15 protein-coding genes are annotated in these 17,525 nt (G+C 50.0%); 11 read left to right on the top strand and 4 right to left on the bottom strand.

Annotated elements, in window-relative coordinates; genetic code table 11:
• The first annotated feature begins 72 nt into the window (after positions 1–72).
• The 6 genes from HJV72_RS12845 (at position 73) to HJV72_RS12820 (ending at position 6,821) form a co-directional block, all read left to right on the top strand.
• Entirely contained in the window at positions 73–849 is a 777-nt protein-coding gene (locus tag HJV72_RS12845) for an SDR family oxidoreductase (RefSeq protein WP_066580094.1), read from the top strand.
• A gap of 69 nt (positions 850–918) precedes the next feature.
• Positions 919–1,941, top strand: coding sequence for a sugar ABC transporter substrate-binding protein (locus HJV72_RS12840; protein WP_066580093.1), 1,023 nt, complete (start codon positions 919–921; stop codon positions 1,939–1,941).
• A gap of 87 nt (positions 1,942–2,028) precedes the next feature.
• Complete coding sequence (locus tag HJV72_RS12835; protein WP_208071449.1) at positions 2,029–3,546, top strand: sugar ABC transporter ATP-binding protein; 1,518 nt, start codon at positions 2,029–2,031, stop codon at positions 3,544–3,546.
• A complete protein-coding gene (locus HJV72_RS12830; RefSeq protein WP_066580090.1) occupies positions 3,543–4,490 on the top strand; it encodes an ABC transporter permease in 948 nt (315 codons plus the stop codon). Before HJV72_RS12835 ends, HJV72_RS12830 begins: the two co-directional genes overlap by 4 nt.
• Positions 4,491–4,669: 179 nt before the next feature.
• Positions 4,670–5,770 (top strand): ROK family protein, encoded by a 1,101-nt coding sequence (locus HJV72_RS12825; protein ID WP_066580087.1) that lies wholly within the window; start codon positions 4,670–4,672, stop codon positions 5,768–5,770.
• A gap of 28 nt (positions 5,771–5,798) precedes the next feature.
• Positions 5,799–6,821: a zinc-dependent alcohol dehydrogenase family protein gene (locus tag HJV72_RS12820; protein WP_208071448.1), complete on the top strand. Its 1,023-nt coding sequence runs from the start codon at positions 5,799–5,801 to the stop codon at positions 6,819–6,821.
• Positions 6,822–7,088: 267 nt separating this feature from the next.
• Here HJV72_RS12820 and fic read toward each other — a convergent pair whose 3' ends face one another.
• Positions 7,089–7,700, bottom strand: a complete 612-nt coding sequence (fic, locus tag HJV72_RS12815) for a protein adenylyltransferase Fic (protein ID WP_208071447.1) — start codon at positions 7,698–7,700, stop codon at positions 7,089–7,091.
• 207 nt (positions 7,701–7,907) lie between these two features.
• Here fic and xylB point away from each other — a divergent pair, with 207 nt between their 5' ends.
• The 4 genes from xylB to HJV72_RS12795 are packed head-to-tail and all read left to right on the top strand — an operon-like array spanning position 7,908 to position 13,793.
• Positions 7,908–9,392: a xylulokinase gene (gene xylB, locus HJV72_RS12810; protein ID WP_208071446.1), complete on the top strand. Its 1,485-nt coding sequence runs from the start codon at positions 7,908–7,910 to the stop codon at positions 9,390–9,392.
• A gap of 24 nt (positions 9,393–9,416) precedes the next feature.
• On the top strand, positions 9,417–10,283 hold the full coding sequence (locus tag HJV72_RS12805; protein WP_208071445.1) for a radical SAM protein: 867 nt from the start codon (positions 9,417–9,419) through the stop codon (positions 10,281–10,283).
• A gap of 57 nt (positions 10,284–10,340) precedes the next feature.
• The gene (locus HJV72_RS12800; RefSeq protein WP_066580078.1) at positions 10,341–12,725 is read left to right on the top strand and encodes a pyruvate formate lyase family protein; all 2,385 of its coding nucleotides are present in this window, start codon (positions 10,341–10,343) and stop codon (positions 12,723–12,725) included.
• 12 nt (positions 12,726–12,737) lie between these two features.
• Complete coding sequence (locus tag HJV72_RS12795) at positions 12,738–13,793, top strand: GntR family transcriptional regulator (protein WP_208071444.1); 1,056 nt, start codon at positions 12,738–12,740, stop codon at positions 13,791–13,793.
• Between the two features lie 67 nt (positions 13,794–13,860).
• On the opposite strand, the gene HJV72_RS12790 is transcribed toward HJV72_RS12795, so the two are convergent.
• From HJV72_RS12790 to HJV72_RS12780, 3 genes are all read right to left on the bottom strand, one after another.
• Positions 13,861–14,217: a molecular chaperone Hsp90 gene (locus HJV72_RS12790; RefSeq protein ID WP_066580070.1), complete on the bottom strand. Its 357-nt coding sequence runs from the start codon at positions 14,215–14,217 to the stop codon at positions 13,861–13,863.
• 79 nt (positions 14,218–14,296) lie between these two features.
• The gene (locus HJV72_RS12785) at positions 14,297–14,974 is read right to left on the bottom strand and encodes a fructose-6-phosphate aldolase (protein WP_066580069.1); all 678 of its coding nucleotides are present in this window, start codon (positions 14,972–14,974) and stop codon (positions 14,297–14,299) included.
• A gap of 51 nt (positions 14,975–15,025) precedes the next feature.
• Positions 15,026–15,772 carry a DeoR/GlpR family DNA-binding transcription regulator gene (locus HJV72_RS12780; RefSeq protein ID WP_066580067.1) on the bottom strand — a complete coding sequence of 249 codons (747 nt, stop codon included), beginning with the start codon at positions 15,770–15,772 and terminating at the stop codon, positions 15,026–15,028.
• A 192-nt stretch (positions 15,773–15,964) separates the two neighbouring features.
• Here HJV72_RS12780 and HJV72_RS12775 point away from each other — a divergent pair, with 192 nt between their 5' ends.
• The gene (locus tag HJV72_RS12775; protein WP_243765628.1) at positions 15,965–17,512 is read left to right on the top strand and encodes a xylulokinase; all 1,548 of its coding nucleotides are present in this window, start codon (positions 15,965–15,967) and stop codon (positions 17,510–17,512) included.
• Positions 17,513–17,525: the final 13 nt, after the last annotated feature.

Here is a 17,525-nt window from a genome sequence, read left to right as displayed (position 1 = left end):
AGAAAAGTATACTTTATGAACAGCGGCAACGCAATATTAAGCAGAACGGCTAGTAACCGGGAGGAGGACGAAATGGGAATTATTGAAAGCATGAGACTGGACGGCAAGGCAATCTATGTGACAGGTGCTGCGAGCGGGATTGGAAAATGCGCTGCTACGGCATTTGCAGAAGCAGGTGCTGACGTGGCTGTCGTGGATATCAACCTGGAAGGCGCTGAGAAAGTTGCCAAAGAGATTGCAGAGGCTACAGGCTCCAAGACAATTGCAATCGAGTGTGATGTCACGGATAAGGATCAGGTTGAAGCAATGGTTGCAAAGGTTGTCGATACATATGGAAAGCTGGATGCCTGCTACAATAACGCCGGTATCGCAGTAAACGCTCCTGCAGAGGAGATGACCTTTGAACAGTGGCAGAAAGTAATCGATATCAATCTTACCGGCGTATTCCTCTGTGCTACCGCGGCTGGAAGAGTGATGCTGAAACAGGGACATGGATCCATCATCAATACCGCTTCCATGTCAGGGCATATCGTGAACGTGCCGCAGCCACAGTGCGCATACAATGCTTCAAAAGCCGGTGTTAGCCAGCTGACCAAATCACTTGCAGTAGAGTGGGCCAAGAAGGGCGTGCGTGTAAACTGCATAAGCCCCGGATACATAGGAACTGAGCTGATTATGAATGCAGAGCACCTGAAACCATTGATTACACAGTGGAATGCAATGGCACCGATGGGAAGGCTTGGAAAGCCTGAGGAGCTCCAGTCGATCCTCGTATACCTTGCAGGGGACACGAGTACGTTTACAACAGGATCCGATATCATCGTAGATGGAGCATTTACCTGCTTCTAAAGGGATCCTTAACTGGATAGCTGATAGCAAAAGCTATAAAATAATATATTTCAAGGAGGAAAACGTATTATGAGGAAAAAAGTGGTAAGCGTGATTCTTTGCGTGGCAATGATCGCGGCAATGGTTGTCGGATGTACAACCAAGTCACCAACTTCTGGCGGAGACGACAAGAAGGATAACGAGAAGAAAGACAGCTACAAGGTCGGCATCTCCATCCAGTCTCTGAAGAACGATTACTGGGCAGGCGTTATGGGTAAGCTGGAAGAACTCTTGAAAGACAAAGGATGGGACTACACATTGCAGGATTGCTCTAACAATTCATCAGAGCAGATCAGCCAGGTCGAGAACTTTATCACATCAGGCTGTGACTTGATCATGGTCCACCCGGCTGATGCTGACGCGCTCGAGACGGTATGCCAGCAGGCGCTTGATGAAGGAATCAAAGTTATGTGCTGGGATGATCCGATGGAGAATACGACTGCAAACTGGATTCTTGACAACACGGCACTTGGAAATGACATTGGTAAGACAGCGGCAGCTTTCATCAATGAGCACTATACAGCAGATAAGCCGGCTGAGGTATGCGTCATCGGCAAACCATCTACAAAGGTTCTGTTAGAGAGAGCAAACGGCATCAAAGAAGGGCTGGAAGAGAACTGTGACAAAGGCAACTACAAAGTAGTAGCTGAGGTCGACGGACTGGAAGCAAATGAAGCACAGACTAATGTTGAGACTGTTCTTCAGGCAAATCCAGACTGCTCTATCTTTGTTGGAGTTGGAGCAGGCGCTATGATTGGTTCTAACGAAGCATTGCTGCAGAAGTTCGGCGGAGCCGGCAATATCCCGGAGAACTATGGCGTTATCACGACAGACGTAACTCCGCAGCAGTTAGAGTCTCTGAAAGCGGGAGACGAGGCTGTAAGAGCAATTATCGGTTTCGAAGGTTCCAGTACAGACACAGCAGAAGCTTGTATGAAGATGTATGAGAGAATCCTCGACGGTGAAGACTTCTCAGGTGACAATCACAATGTTCAGAGACCGACGATGGAAATCAATCTGGACAACATCGATGATATCATGAAGGGAATGTAACATCATAATAAAGCTAGCGAGACGATAAGATAGAGGCGGGTTGCTCCGCCTCTATGTAATATCCGCTTGACTCAGGGGGAAATGAATATGAGCGAAGAATATGTACTGCAGTTAGAGCATATAAGAAAAGAATACCCGGGTGTTGTCGCACTGAAAGATGTTACGTTGGAACTGAAGAAAGGCGAGATACTTGCACTGATTGGAGAAAATGGGGCCGGAAAATCTACGCTGATCAAATGCTGTTCGGGAGCAGTTATCCCGACTTCCGGCAAGATTATCGTAAACGGCAAAGAATTCACTAGCATGACGCCTCAGCTTGCAGCTGAGAACGGAATTGCAATCATTTATCAGGAATTCAACAATGTTAAGGAACTGTCGGCAGCAGAGAACCTTTTTTTAGGCAGGCCTATCAAAAAAGGACCTGTAATTGATAAGAAGGCAATGGAGAGGGAGGCTGCAAAAGCTTTTGAACAGCTCCAGATTAAGATTGACCCGAAGACTCTGATGAAAAACCTGACGGTCGGCTATCAGCAGATGGTTGAGATTGCCAAGGCGATCCAGCAGGATGCGAAGATATTGATTATGGATGAGCCTTCTGCACCTCTGACGAGCGCGGAAGTTGAAAGTATGTTCCGGGTAGTAGAAAGACTGCGCAAGGAAGGGATTTCTATTGTCTACATATCTCATAGATTGGATGAAATCTATCGTCTGTCAGATAGAATCCTCGTTTTACGTGACGGCGAATATGTCAAAACTTTAATTACGAAGGACAGCGAGGTCCAGGAACTGATCAAGCTGATGGTCGGCCGGGAGCTGACGGAAACCTATCCGCCGCGGGAGGACTGTGTCGATAAGAATGAAGTGGTTCTGGAGCTGAAGGGAGTCACCGGCAATGGAGACAATGACATAAGCCTGAAGGTACATAAAGGTGAGATCGTAGGACTTGGCGGGCTGGTCGGCGCGGGCCGCACCGAGCTGGCGGAAGTTATCTTCGGAGCTGCGCAGAAGACATCCGGGCAGGTGATATTCAAGGGAAGGGAAGTGAACCCGAAGAGCCCGCGGGAAGCCATTGACCTGGGAATCGCACTTGTGCCGGAGGACCGGAAACGGCACGGGGCCATGCTCGGGATATCAATCAAAAATAATATCAATATGCCGATTTATGAGAGGAATTCCCGTCTCAGCGTCATCAATTCCAAGCTGGAGCTTGAGACCGCCGAGAAATATCAGAAGAGCATGGCGATCAAGACACCGACGCTGCATCAGCTCGTGAAGAACTTAAGCGGCGGGAATCAGCAGAAGGTCATTCTGGCGAGATGGCTTGCGGCGGATTCCGAGCTGATCATATTTGATGAACCGACAAGAGGAATCGATGTCGGGGCAAAGTACGAGATTTACAAGCTGATGAATGATTTAGTTGAAAAAGAAGGAAAGGCAATTCTGATGATTTCTTCTGAGATGGAGGAACTGATGGGTATGTCGGACAGAATTGTAGTGCTGTCGGAAGGTGAGATGACCGGAGAGCTTGAAAAGAGCGAGTTCAATCAGGAAACCATTATGGCGTATGCGTCCGCAGCAAGAATGGAGGAGGGTCAGACTGTATGAAAAATAAAGTAGTATACCAATTAAAAGATAAAGCGATATGGGTAGTGTTTTTGATTCTCGTCATTGCGTTTACTATCGCAAATCCGAGATTTATAAACCCGAGCAACATATTCTCGCTGCTCCGTCAGGTATCCATGTTCGGTATTGCCTCCATCGGTATGACATTTGTTATCTTGCTTGGAGACATAGACCTGGCAACAGGTTCAATCATGTCATTTGTCAACATAGTATGTGCCTATCTGATGGTTAACATGGGAGTAAATATGTGGCTTGCCATACTTATTACACTCGCAGTATCTACCTTGATTGGTGTGTTGAACGGTTTTATGGTATCCACAATCGGTATTCCGGCATTGATTGCTACCTTTGCGACCCAGACGGCGTTCTCAGGCCTTGCCTATATATTGAGCGGCGGCCTTCCAATTAACGGATTTACAGATAATTTCCGTATAATCGGACAGGGGTATGTCAGCGTCGTTCCGGTACCTGTAATTCTCATGATCATCTGCTTTGCAATTGGATCATTTATCTTGAACAAGACTTATTTTGGACGTTACTTCTATGCCGTAGGCGGTAACGTGGAAGCAGCGAGACTGTCAGGCATCCGGGTTGGAAGAATCAAATATCTCGTATTTGCTATCTCCGGTTTTTTTGCAGGATTAGCCGGTATCGTCATGCTGTCACGTACGAATTCAGGAATGCCTAACGCAGGCGATGGATACGAGTTCAAGGTTATCACCTGTGTCGTATTAGGCGGCGTGTCTGTAACCGGCGGATATGGCAAGATATCAGGTGTCGTAGCTGGTACATTTATCATCGGTGCCCTGACGAACGGCATGATTTTGCTGAATATTAATTCCTATATTCAGGATGTTGTCATGGGCGTGGTGCTTGCGCTTGCGGTTGGCTTCGACTGTATCCAGAAAAAGAGGCAGCAGAATTAATATCCGTACATTATATATGAACAATTAAGCTTAAAAATCCCGGTAAATGTCAATTTACTGGGATTTTAAAGAATATGAAGGGTTATGAAGGGCGATTGGGGGACTGTTTGTTGACATATGGCGCAATCGTAAGTAAAATGATGAGTATATAATTATAAGACAAGTGAAGGTAGCTAACATTGAATAAAAGTCAACAGATATATCATTATATACGGACACATCAGTCGGTTTCCAAACAGGACATCGTTTTAGGGCTCAAGTTCAGCCTTCCGACGATTACGCAGAAGCTCCAGTATCTGGAGCAGAGGAAGCTCATAGATACCTCCAGGAAGATACAGAATACCGGAGGGCGCAATGCGACGGCATATTCCTATGTGAAGAAGGCAAGGGCAGCCATCGGCGTCTACCTGACCGGGCATCACATCAACTGCGTGGCGGTAGATCTGTCGGGCGATGTCATTGACATGACGAAGGAGCGCATTACATTTAATTTAGAGGATGAAGAATATTTAAAGAAAATCGGTGAAGTAGTCGAGCGGATCAAGAATGAGGCAGAGATCAGCGACGAAGCGCTGCTTGGTGTCGGAATCGCGGTGCAGGGTCTTGTGTCTGAAGACGGTGAGATCGTAACCTATGGCCTTACCCTTAACTTTACCGGAAAGACAAGGGAAGAAATAGCGAGATATATTCCGTACAACAGCCGGCTGTTCCATGATTCCAGCGCGGCGGGCTATGCGGAGGTCTGGATTGACCATGATATATGCAATGCATTTTACATCAGCCTGAGCAACAGTGTCGGCGGGGCGGTCCTGGTCGACAACAACATATATGAAGGCAACACGCAGAAAAGCGGCGAGATCGGCCATATGACTGTGGTGCCGGAAGGCGGGGAGCTGTGCTACTGTGGGAGATACGGCTGCTTTGATACGGTCTGCCGTTCGACCAATCTGGACCAGTACACGGACGGGAACCTGGAGATGTTCTTTGCGCTTCTGCAGTCCAGGGACAGGGAAGCGGAAAGGCTCTGGGATAAATATCTCGATGACCTGTCGCTCGGCATCAACAACATACGTATGCTGTTCGATTCGGACATCATACTTGGCGGCTATGTCGGTGCATATATAGAGTCTTATATGGAAGAACTGTGCAGAAGAGTAGACGAGAGGACTTCCTTCAGCGACTTTGCCAAAGACTTTCTGTTCCCTTGCAAGTATAAGGTGGAATCTGCCGCGGCAGGTGCGGCAATCTGCTTTATCGATGAGTTTTTTGATACTATTTGACTGTAGTCATTAATGGAGGATTATAGATATGAAAGCTGCGGTATATTATGGAAAGCAGGATTTGAGAGTAGAAGAGGTACCTGAGAAGGAACTGAAAGATAATGAAGTCATGATCAAGGTGAAATACTGTGGAGTGTGTGGGACGGATATCCACATATTCAACGGTGACGGAGGCTCTTTTGCGGTTACGCCTCCGCTCATTCCGGGACATGAGTTCTCCGGCGTGGTAGCGAAAGCCGGAGCCGGCGTCACCTCGGTGAAGGTCGGCGACCGAGTAAGCGGCGACCCGAACGATATGTGTGGCGAATGTTATTACTGCAAGAATGCGATGCAGCATTTCTGTACGAACAATATCGGGCTTGGAACGACGGTAGACGGCGGTTTTGCCGAGTATGTCGTCATAAGGGAAAAGCAGGTGTATAAATTCTCAGATGAGCTGAGCTTTATGGAAGCCGCTATGGCGGAACCGATATCCTGCTGTCTGCATGGAATAGACCTGTGTAATATCAAGTCAGGGGACACGGTGCTTGTGATGGGCGGAGGTCCGATAGGAATGATCATGATGCAGCTGGCTAAAAATGCGGGGGCCTCCAAAGTAATCCTGTCAGAGCCTGTTGAGGAGAAGAAGGAGCTGGCCGTGAAGCTCGGTGCGACAAAGACGATCAACCCGATAGAAGAGGATGTGCAGGCCGTGCTGGCTGATTACTGTGCCAACGTGGACGTAGTCATCGAATGTGTCGGCAACATACATACGCAGGAAGATGCCATCAAGTTCGCCGGAAAAGGCGCCACGGTTATGTATTTCGGCCTGGCAGCGCCGGACGAGAGCCTTCCTCTCAAACCGGATGACGTATTCAAGAAAGAACTGAAAATCACTTCTTCGTTCATCAATCCATATACGTTTGAACGTGCAATCCAGGTGCTGGAATCCAAGGCAATCGACTTGGAAAGCCTGATAACAAATATCGTTCCGCTGGATGATATCGCGGATGTATTTACAAAACCGGAATACAGAAGGACCGGAAAGGTCATGATTCAGGTGTCAGAGTAGTAGAGGGGAGTAAAGCAGCTGCGGACGGGGAGCCGGGTGGCATCTGCTTCGATGCGTACGAGGCTGCGACTATTTCACGTAGCCCTAACCCTGCACAATGCGCGCCGATAGCGGCTTGCATCCCGCAGGATAAGGGCTACGGAAAGGATTCTCCGCCTCTTCCGCTTACATCTGCGCATCTCCCACCCGGCTTCCCGCCCGCTATCTACTTTACTGGCATGGGCGAGGGTGGCTGTGTGACGTTGCTGGTCAGCGGCGTCCACTTTACTAAACTCCTAATTCTTCCGCCTTGAATATCATATATCCTTCATAGTAGTAGCTGTGGTCAATTCCTTTCATGTATACTTCGCGGCTGTTTATCTCGTCTGTAAGTGCTGCTTTCAGAATATGCTTAATTTCGATATCCTTGATTGGGCTTCGCTCCATTGCCATCAGGTAATCTTCTTTATCTATTTTGCTCCAGTCGATGACCTGGCCAATTTCTGCTTTCAAAATCAAATCAAGCCAGATACGGGTGCATCGGCCGTTGCCTTCTCTGAAGGGGTGCGCGATATTCATCTCTACATATTTTTCAATAATCTCATCAAAGGTAGACTGTGGCATCTTGTCTATATTTTCTAGAGAGGCCTTTAGATACATCAACGGCGCGAATCGAAAATTCCCTTTTGATATATTCACGGTTCTGATAGTACCGGCAAAGTCGTAGATATCTTCAAACAGGTATTTATGAATCGCTTGAAGTGCGGAAAATTTACCTGCATCAAGCGTCTCCAGTATCCCCTCTTCAAATAGCTCGATGGCTTTCCTTTTGCTGATACGTTCTTCTTCACGCGCAAGAGCGACAGAATCATCAATCCCTAATTTATTTTCAAGTGCCATAGTACACCTCCAATGTAATATTTTTCGCCTGTCATTACCCTGGGTCTGGATAATTGAGTATTCCTAATATATTATAACATTGTTTGTATGAAAGAACACAGTTTATTGCAGTTATCTCAATGGTTAATTTAGAAACAATCGGTACATAAAGTATTGACGCAATATTGGTATTGTAATACAATACCAATATAAGGAGGTGCACGTCATATGAATTATTTTTTAGGTGTGGACATTGGGACGTCCAGCGTGAAATCACTGCTCATGGATGCAAAAGGGCATGTGGTCGGGAGTGCCCAGGTTGGATACGACATAATAAAAGACAGGCCGGAATATGCGGAGCAGGATATGGAGATATTGTGGGAGGCTTCGCGGAAGACGATTGCAGACGTGGTGAAAAAGTACCCGCAAGAAGCGGCACGTATTCAGGGGATCAGCTATTCCGGGCAGATGCATGGCCTTGTCATGACAGACGCGCAAGGCCGTCTTATACGCAATGCGATCATATGGGCAGACCAGCGTTCGGAAGATGAGATCCACAGGATATACGATGTCGTGGGGGAGGACTCGTACCGCAGCGTAGCCTTGAATTCCCTCAGCACAGGATTTCTTATCTCTTCCCTGATGTGGGTGAAAGAACATGAGCCGGACAATTATGAGAAGATACGACATGTCATGTTCCCGAAGGATTACATAAGATTTCGGATGTGCGGGGAATATGGCACGGACATGACAGATGCTTCAAGCGGCGCTATATTTGATACGAAGCGGCGCCGGTGGGCCTGGGAACTGATAGACCGGCTTGGCATAGACAGGGATATTTTCCCGGAGTGCCATGAGTCATGTGATGTGGTCGGAACAGTGACGAAGGAATGCGCGGAAATGACAGGACTGAAGCAGGGCATAAAGATTGCCTGCGGCGGTGGCGACACCTTGATGCAGGGCGTAGGCAACGGCATCATCGGACCTGGGACACTGGCAGCTAATATTGGGACTGCATGCCAGATATCGGGCGGATTTAATGAACCGCTGTATGATGAAACGTATCGCACGAACACGTTCTGCCATGTGAAGGAAGACCTGTGGATGCTGATGGGAGCCCACTTGAGCGGTGGAGTTGCGCTGAAATGGCTTATGAACGAGATTCTCTATATGGATACGTTCGATGAGATGACAGCGATGGCGGCAGAGGCTCCGGCGGGCAGCGAAGGGCTCGTATTCCTTCCGTATCTGAGCGGAGAGAGGACGCCATACAATGACCCTGGTGCCAAAGGGATCTATTTCGGCATGACGCTCCGGCATGGAAGGGAACATATGATTAGAAGCACGATGGAAGGAATCGTATTCGGCCTGCGCACATCCATCGAGATATTCAAAGGGCTTGGCATCGAGTACAGCAAGATTATCGCGTCTGGCGGCGGAGCAAGAGGACGGCTGTTCCTGGAGATGCAGGCGGACATATTCGACTGCGACATCTATACGAATGTTGGTAACGAACAGGCAGGAATAGGAGCAGCGATAACAGCGGCAGTCGCCAGCGGAGAATATGCGGACTACGAAGAGGCGTGTGCCCGGCTCGTGCATATGAAAGACACGGTCGTGACGCCGAACCGCGAGAACCAGAAATATTATGAAGAACAGTTCGCGGTTTACCGAGAACTGTACGGACATAACAAAGATCTGTTCCATATGTAAGGGAAGAAGCGGCGGAGATATGTGATGAAGATATTTCAAAAAGGATTCAACTATTCACAGGACGGGAGCGGCAACCGGCTTGTCTACCACCTCCAGGGCTGCAATATGAAATGCCCCTGGTGTGCCAATCCGGAAGGGATGGAGCCGGATGGCGTAATCATCGCGGACAGCGAATGGATACTGGAATCTGTCTGTCCCCACGGCGCCATTAAGGGGACGCATGTAGACAGGGATATGTGCCGCACATGCAAAAAGAAAGAGTGTATCACAGAACATGATACAAAGGGCATGTGCTTGTCTTACGAAGAAGAGACGCCGGAAGAAGTATTCCGCGAGGCATGTGCGAATGAAATGATGTTTTATGACGGTGGCGGGGTGACCTTTACCGGCGGAGAAGCAACCATGCAGTTCAAGGAACTAAAAGAGGTGCTTCACATGCTGAAAGACCACGGCATACACACTGCAATAGAGACGAACGGGACACATCACAGGCTGCCGGAACTGTTTGCGCTTATTGACGAGCTCATCATAGACTGCAAGCATTGCAGTGCCGGAAAGCATGAACGGTACACGGGCGTCCCTTGCAGCGGTGTCTTGAGCAACATAAGGGAGGCAGCGGCCCGCCACCCGAAGCTCCATGTGCGCGTACCTCTGATTGGCGGGGTGAATGACGGTCCGGACGACCGGAAAGGATTCCTCACGTTTTTCGACGAGATCAAAGGAGATAACGTGACGTTTGAAGTGCTGGCATATCACGAATTCGGCAGAAAAAAATGGGAAGAATGCGGATGGGAATGTAAGATGGCCGCAGATGCATATGTGAAGGATGAGACACTCAAAGAATTCCGCGAATCAGTCGCTTTATTGGGCTGCCGTTATAGAAGAACGTGACCAGACCTTCACAGGTGCATGGAAAATCATATGATCCATATAAGGAGAGCAGCGGATATGAAGATTGAAAAGATATTAAGCGCCGGTGAGATTACGGACCTGGCGAAAAAAAGATTTCAGGAAGAGCGGGCGATAGACCATCTGGAAGGCTGGTTTCTTGCCAAAGAGATCATGCGGGAGTGCGACCGCGAATATAAAGAGGAGCCGGACTGCATACGGATTGCCAGGACGCTTGTCACGGTAGCGGAAAAGATTCCCCTCTGGCTCAGCGACCACCATGTGTTTGCGGGGACGCAGGACGATGCGTTTGCCAGGTCATATGCACTTATCAACCCGGCATTCTCCGTAGACTCTTTTACCGGTTACTGTGACCCGGCCGCTGTATTTGGGGATATCGAGCCTATCGGAGATATTACGCAGGAACGCATAGATGACCTGAAAGAATATAACATGAATACGAAATTCTCCAGGGCGCTCTGCGGCGCATACGATAAGGCCGGAGAGGATACGAGCGAAGCCATATTCTTTATCGAACAGGTGACGGGACATCTCATACCGGATATGCGTCCCGTACTGCGGATCGGGGTCGAGGGGCTCAAGCGGCAGATAAAGGAACGGCAGGAGGAGGAGACGTGCGAAAAGAAGCGGGTGTACTATGAGGCGATAGACACTGCGCTTGACGCCGTAATCGTGTTAGCCGGCAGATATGCCCGGCTGGCGCAGGAGAAAGCAGAAGCGGCAGAAGGCAGAGACCGGGAACGGTTCGTAATCATGGCGGAGACGCTTGGAAAAGTACCGGCACATGGAGCGTGCAACCTCTACGAGGCTATACAGTCCTTCCTCCTCATGTGGCAGGTGATGTGCCTGGAGCAGACACCGAACCCGTATGCGTTCTCCGTAGGGAATGCAGACCGCATATTTGAACCGTACCGGCTGGCAGAAGACACCGAGCGGGATATGGCGGCGGCGCTGCTGAAGCACCTCCTCGTCTTTTACAATGTGGCAGACCGGAGCTGGGCCATCTCGCAGAACCTGATTATCGGCGGGCGGTCATTGGCGGGAGAAGATATGACGAACCTTACATCCTACGCGCTTCTGGATGCGTACTATGACATGAACCTGCCGCAGCCTATCCTGTCGGTGAAGCTGCATAAGAATACGCCGGATGAACTGTACGAAAGCCTCGGAAGGTTCTTGTTTACGCCAGGCTGCCTGACCCCGTCTTTCTTTAATGACGATTCAGTATTTGAAATATTAAAAGACAGGAACAAGGTGGATCCGGAGGATCTGGAGGACTACTCCGTGGCAGGCTGCCAGGAACCTCTCATTATGGGGAAAGATAACGGCAACACGACAAACAGCTGGCTAAATATGGCAAAGGTGCTGGAATTGTGCTTAAACGGCGGCGTCTCGACAATCTCCGGTAAGAAATTCGGCAGAAGCAATGAAGAAAACGGATATAGTACGGAACTGGACTTGTTACGGAACATCCGCACGGTCTTCTACGAGAATCTGGAACGGTATGTGGATAAGATGACCGCGTGTGCCAATGCCGCTTCGGAGGCAATCTCACTGCTGCAGGTGCCATTTCTGTCTTCCCTGATGGGCGGAATTGAAAGTGGAGTCGATGTGAGGGACACGAAGGCACAGGGGACGAAATATAACGGCAGCGGCTGCCTGATCCACGGACTATCTGTCGTGGCGGACTCTTTTGCGGCCATTGATACGCTGCTCGATGAGAGGCCTGAAGATGCAGGCAGGCTGCTGGAAGCGCTCCGGGATGATTTCACACATGATCCAGAGATGCGGCAGTATCTGCTCAAGGCAGTGAAATACGGCAACAATATTGCGAAAGTGGATGACGAAGCGGCAGAAATAGCAGGGAGAGCCAGCGACCTTGTTGCCTCCAGGAAAAATTACCTCGGGAATCCCTTCCGGGCGGACTGGGCGTCCCCGTCTACCCATCTGCTGTATGGATACTGGGTGGGGGCGACACCCGACGGGCGCAGAGCCAGAGAGCAGCTCGGCTACGGGATCGACCCGCTGTACGGTGAAGCACATTCGGGTCTCGGATTCAGGATGATGTCTAATATGAAGCTGCCATTTGACAAGATGAATGGAGGCTGCGCCTCCCACCTCGGTGTGAATCCGAATTATTTCAGGTCGGAGTCGTTTGAAGAAAAAGGGATCGAGTTCAAGAACAAGATCATAGCGCCCCTCTTTTATAACCCGAAGAAAGAAGGGATAGCGCCGTTCTATCTGTACGTAAATGTTACAACGCCTGAGATGCTCAGAAAGGTGCTTGAGAATCCGAAGAAGTACGCGCCGGGCGGAGTCTATATCATGAGGATCCACGGCACATTTGTCAACTTCCTGGACCTGTCGCCGGATATTCAGGAGGATATCATCAAGCGTCTGGACATGGAATCCACGAGCATGTAAGATAGGTTTATTATGGTGAATGAAAATTTATATGAGATTGTAAAAAATAAAATCTGTGACGAGATATTCGAGGGGCATTATGAGGACGGCGACCGGATTCCGCCTGAGCGGGAGCTGGAAGAACTGCTCCATGTAAGCCGTGTCACAGTACGCAGATCCCTTGAGATTCTTGAGGAGGACGGCCTGGTCGTGCGCGAGGTGGGCAGAGGGACAAGAGTTACGCTTCGCAATGTGGGGAATAAAGGCGAACTGGATATGGTCGTGCTCATAGCCCCGGCCAGGAATCCGTTCTTCTCGGAATTTATCGCCCGTTTCCAGAATCATGCTCAGGAAGAAGGAGCGCTTCTGCTCTATGTGGAAAAGCCCCGCGCGGAGGAGCTGGAACGCTGCCTTTACAGGCTGTATAAGAGGGGGCTTCGCAATGTAGTCGTCTGGCTGGATGATATGACGGCAGATCCGGATAAGCTGAAGCGGCTGCGTGCCCTCGGCATGAACCTGGTGTTCTTTGATACGGACAAAGGGCTTCCTTATGCAGATTGTATAGCGCTGGACAACAGCCTGGCGGTACAGACATTGTATGAAGCCCTTAGGCGGCGCGGATATGAAGATGTCGTTTATATTGGATGGAATCTGCAGGACGCGTACAGTATCCGTATGCGTGAACAGGCGTACAGGAAGATGGCCGGCCCGGCGGCCCGCCTTCTCATCCTGCCATGGAAGGATGCAGAAAGAAGCGCGGCTATGCTAGAAGAGCTGCTCGTGAGCGGGAAGGAAGCTATGGCTGACGCCGTCATATGCAGTGACAGAGAGAGCGGCGAACTGACGGCGGAACTATGCAAGAGAACAGGTTCAGATATTCAGATAGCTGCTGTGGATGAACTGTCAAAAAATGACAGTGCCCAAGTCATCATGTACAGGCAGAACCTGAATGCGGCTGTAAAGCAGATTTTTACCTCGCTCCAGAACCAGTGCGGCATGGCGGGCGGCTGGGTGGCGGATCTCTACCTTATGGAAGGGATACTGGAAGAGGGTTCAAAAGCATCAGATGAAACCGGAATTGTTGGATAAGCAGAAGAGCGGGGCAGCAACCCCGCTCTTCATCCTATGTACACATATAGATCCGCAGAAATCGTTACTACAGAAGCATGTCCTTCTTTTCGAGAATCTCTGCCACTACAACGCAGGCAGGGCAGTCGCAGTATGCGGCTCCGGCTGATTTGATCTCTCTGGCATGTGCCGCTACGTCTTTTGCCTTGTCAGCTCCGAATACCTGGGCGCCCCCCTCGGACTCTGCAAAACCGATCAAAGTATCAATCGGCATGATATCTTCTTCCAACTCGGCGATATAGCTTCTGGTCACTTCTGCTTCCTTTTCCGTACCGACCGCATTAAGCCACGCCTCGGCGGCTTCTTTCGTCTCTTTGCTGCATGTCGGTGCATTCATCAGTTCGTGCGATTTTTCCACAACATAGTCTAATACTTTTTTATCCATTATCGACACCCCTTTTCTTATAATTAGCTATATTTTACTATATCCGGCACATTTTTACAATCCGTTATTGCAATGCGTATTAAAGCTCTGATATCATCTTATCTCCAAATACGGATTTCCAGTCTGCGTCAAATGTATCGACCGCATTTATAATGTGTGGCTGCGTCAGTGCGGATTCCAGGATAGCGGGATCCATGGTGGCCGTGTGGGCCCCTGCAAGGAAGGCCCGGTCAACCTGGCCGGCATTCTTGAAGCTGGCTGCCAGAATCTGTGACGGATAGCTGTAACGGTCGATCATTTCCACCATAGACGCGATGACATCCCCGGCGTCCAGCCCCATATGTTCCATCCTGTTATAATAAGGGGCGATGTAATCCGTGCCCGCCTCCATGGCCAGGAACCCCTGCTGTCTGCTGTAGACCGCGGTGGCGGTCGTGCGGATATTACGGGCTTTCATAAGCCGGATAGCTTTGATTCCCTCCATCGTGACCGGAACCTTGACATATACGTCCGGGTCTACTTTTTCCAGGATAGCATCCGCGTCCTTCAGCATCCCCTCCGCGTCAAGTGCCGCTACCTGTATATGAAGCGGCTTCTCTCTGCCGATGATAGACCGGATCGCTCCCATGTGTGAAAAGAAGTCGATCTGCCCTTCTCTTTTTACGATGGACGGGTTGGATGTAACGCCGGCTATGGGGAATATCTCACAGTAATGTGCGATATCCTTAAGGCTGGCGGTGTCTAATAGATATTTCATGATAACCTCCTGTTATAGCGGCGTGTATCCCCTTCGGACCGGAACGCCGGATTATGCGATTGTGACGATGATTCCCTGTTCTTCCAGATAATCGCGCTCCTCTGCCGGAATCTCTCCGTCCGTAATTACCTCATATACGTCTTTCAAGTCCAGGAAAGCGACAGAGCCGGGCTGGCTGAACTTTTCCGAGCCGGCAAGCACATACGTATGGTCTGCGGAACCGGTCATAGAGCTCAATGTATCGGACCGTATGAGATCATCCCCGGTAAAGCCGGCCGTGCGGGAATAACCGTCTGTCCCCACGAAGATCTTCTCGACGTGGAAAGCGCCCACGGCACTTTTCGTCAGCGGCCCTACAAGTGACTGGCCGTGGGGCTGGAGCGTCCCTCCCAGCACGATAAGCTGTATGTTCGTGTAACCTTTCAGGTAATTGGCCAGATAGAAAGAGTTCGTGATGATAGTGACATTTTTCTTGGACTTTGCCAGTTCATCTGCAAACAGCGCACAGGTAGAGCCGGATTCGATAATGAGCGTCTCGCCGTCCTGTACGCAGGTAGCTGCCCTGCGGGCGATGCTCTGCTTGTTATTATAATGAAGCGCCATCCGGTAATTGATGTCGCCCGGATCGTTCGGGACAGCATAACCACGTTCCCGCTTCAGCATCCCCCGCTCCGCCAGATAATCCAGGTCCTTGCGGACCGTTACCTTGGATGTGTGGAGATACGCGGCAAGTGTGTTCACCTCTGTCCTGCCGTGCCGTATGACATATTCCAGAAGCGCAGTGTGCCGTTCTTTCATTGATATCCCTCCTGACTACGTTCCTATCGCTATGTGAATTACTAGTATACTAGCACAGAAAATACCTTATGTCAAGATTGTTGGTTTCGTACGAAACTAAATATATTTCTTAAGTTTACTTTTTCCATATCGTATGCTATAATAATCGCAATAGGCCAGGCGGACAAAAAAGCCAGGCCAGAGAAGGCGTTAATGGCTAAAAGAGGGAGAAGAAGATTGGATAAATACCTGATTGCCCATGATATGGGAACGTCAAGCGACAAAGCGTCTCTGTTTTCGACAGATGGCAGGCTGATAAAGAGTTACACCGTGCCCTATGATGTACATTTTTTCCATAAGAATTGTGCCGAACAGAATCCCCTTGACTGGTGGAACGCAGTCTGCACTGCTACGAGGAAGATCGTGGAAGGAATATGCCCCGCGGATGTACTCGGCATCTCATTTTCTTCGCAGATGCAGGCTTGTGTTATCGTGGACCGGCAGGGTAATGTACTGCGCCCGGCCATGATATGGGCTGACCTGCGGGCAGAGGAGCAGGCACGTATGCTTGTCCGGCGCGTCGGCAGACAGCGGATGTATGAACTGAACGGGCACAGGGCCAGCGCGAGCTACAGTATCGAGAAGCTGATGTGGATACGGGACAATGAGCCTGAACTGTATGGACGTACTTATAAGATGCTGCTGGCTAAGGATTACATCATCTGCAGGCTGACAGGAAGATTTGTGACCGATTATTCGGAAGCCTCCGGTACAGATGCCTTCGACCTAAGGAGGATGGAGTGGTCGCAGGAGGTTCTTGAAGCCGCAGGGATAGAGGCGGAAAAGATGCCCGAACTACATGCGTCTACGGACGTAATCGGACAGCTGCTTCCGGAGGCGGCCGCGGCGCTTGGCATCGAGGCGGAGACGAAGGTAGTATGCGGTGGGGGTGACGGGCCATGCTCGGCGCTTGGAGCAGGAAGCATAGAGAAAGGCCAGATGTTCCTCTCCTTCGGTACGTCCGCGTGGATAGCAGGGACCTCGGACGAAGTATTCCTGGACAACGAGAAGACGCTGATCTGCTTCGGGCACGTCATACCCGGAAAATATATGCCATGTGGCACGATGCAGGCTGCGGGGAGCTCTTATTCCTATATCAAGAAGGCCCTGTGCCGGGAGGAGGAACAGCATGCAGAGCAGGAAGGCGGATCCGTATATGATATATTGAACAGGCTTGTCATGCATTCCCCTGCCGGGGCTAAGGGCCTTGTGTTTCTGCCTTATATGCTCGGGGAGCGGAGTCCGAGATGGAATCCGGATACTTCCGGAAGTTTTCTCGGAATCAAGATGGAGCATGAAAAATGCGATTATATCAGGGCGGTTCTGGAAGGCGTGGCGATGAACCTGGACTTGATACTGAAAGCACACGGGGAACATGCGCATGTTGACGAGCTGGTGCTGACCGGAGGAGGGGCAAAGGGAGACGTTGTTGCCCAGATTCTCTCAGACGTGCTCGGGGTCACGCTGCACCGGCTTGACCATGTGGAGACGGCTACATCTGTTGCGGCAGCGGTTATTGCAGGTGTCGGGGTAGGTGCATTCAGAGACTTCTCGGTCATACACCAGTTTGTCAAGCCTGAACTTGCCTTCCATCCTAACATGGATAACAGAGCAACGTATGACAGGCAGAAAGCGCTGTTTGAAGAAGGGTACAGATGCCTCAGGGCTTATTATGAGCTGGAGGCGGACTTGGGGCGGTGAAGACATGGAATCA

This window comes from Extibacter sp. GGCC_0201, assembly GCF_017566055.1.
In the GTDB taxonomy this organism is placed as follows: Bacteria; Bacillota; Clostridia; order Lachnospirales; family Lachnospiraceae; genus Extibacter.
Note: the sequence above shows the minus strand (reverse complement) of the source record. Positions and strands in the feature narration are given on the sequence as shown.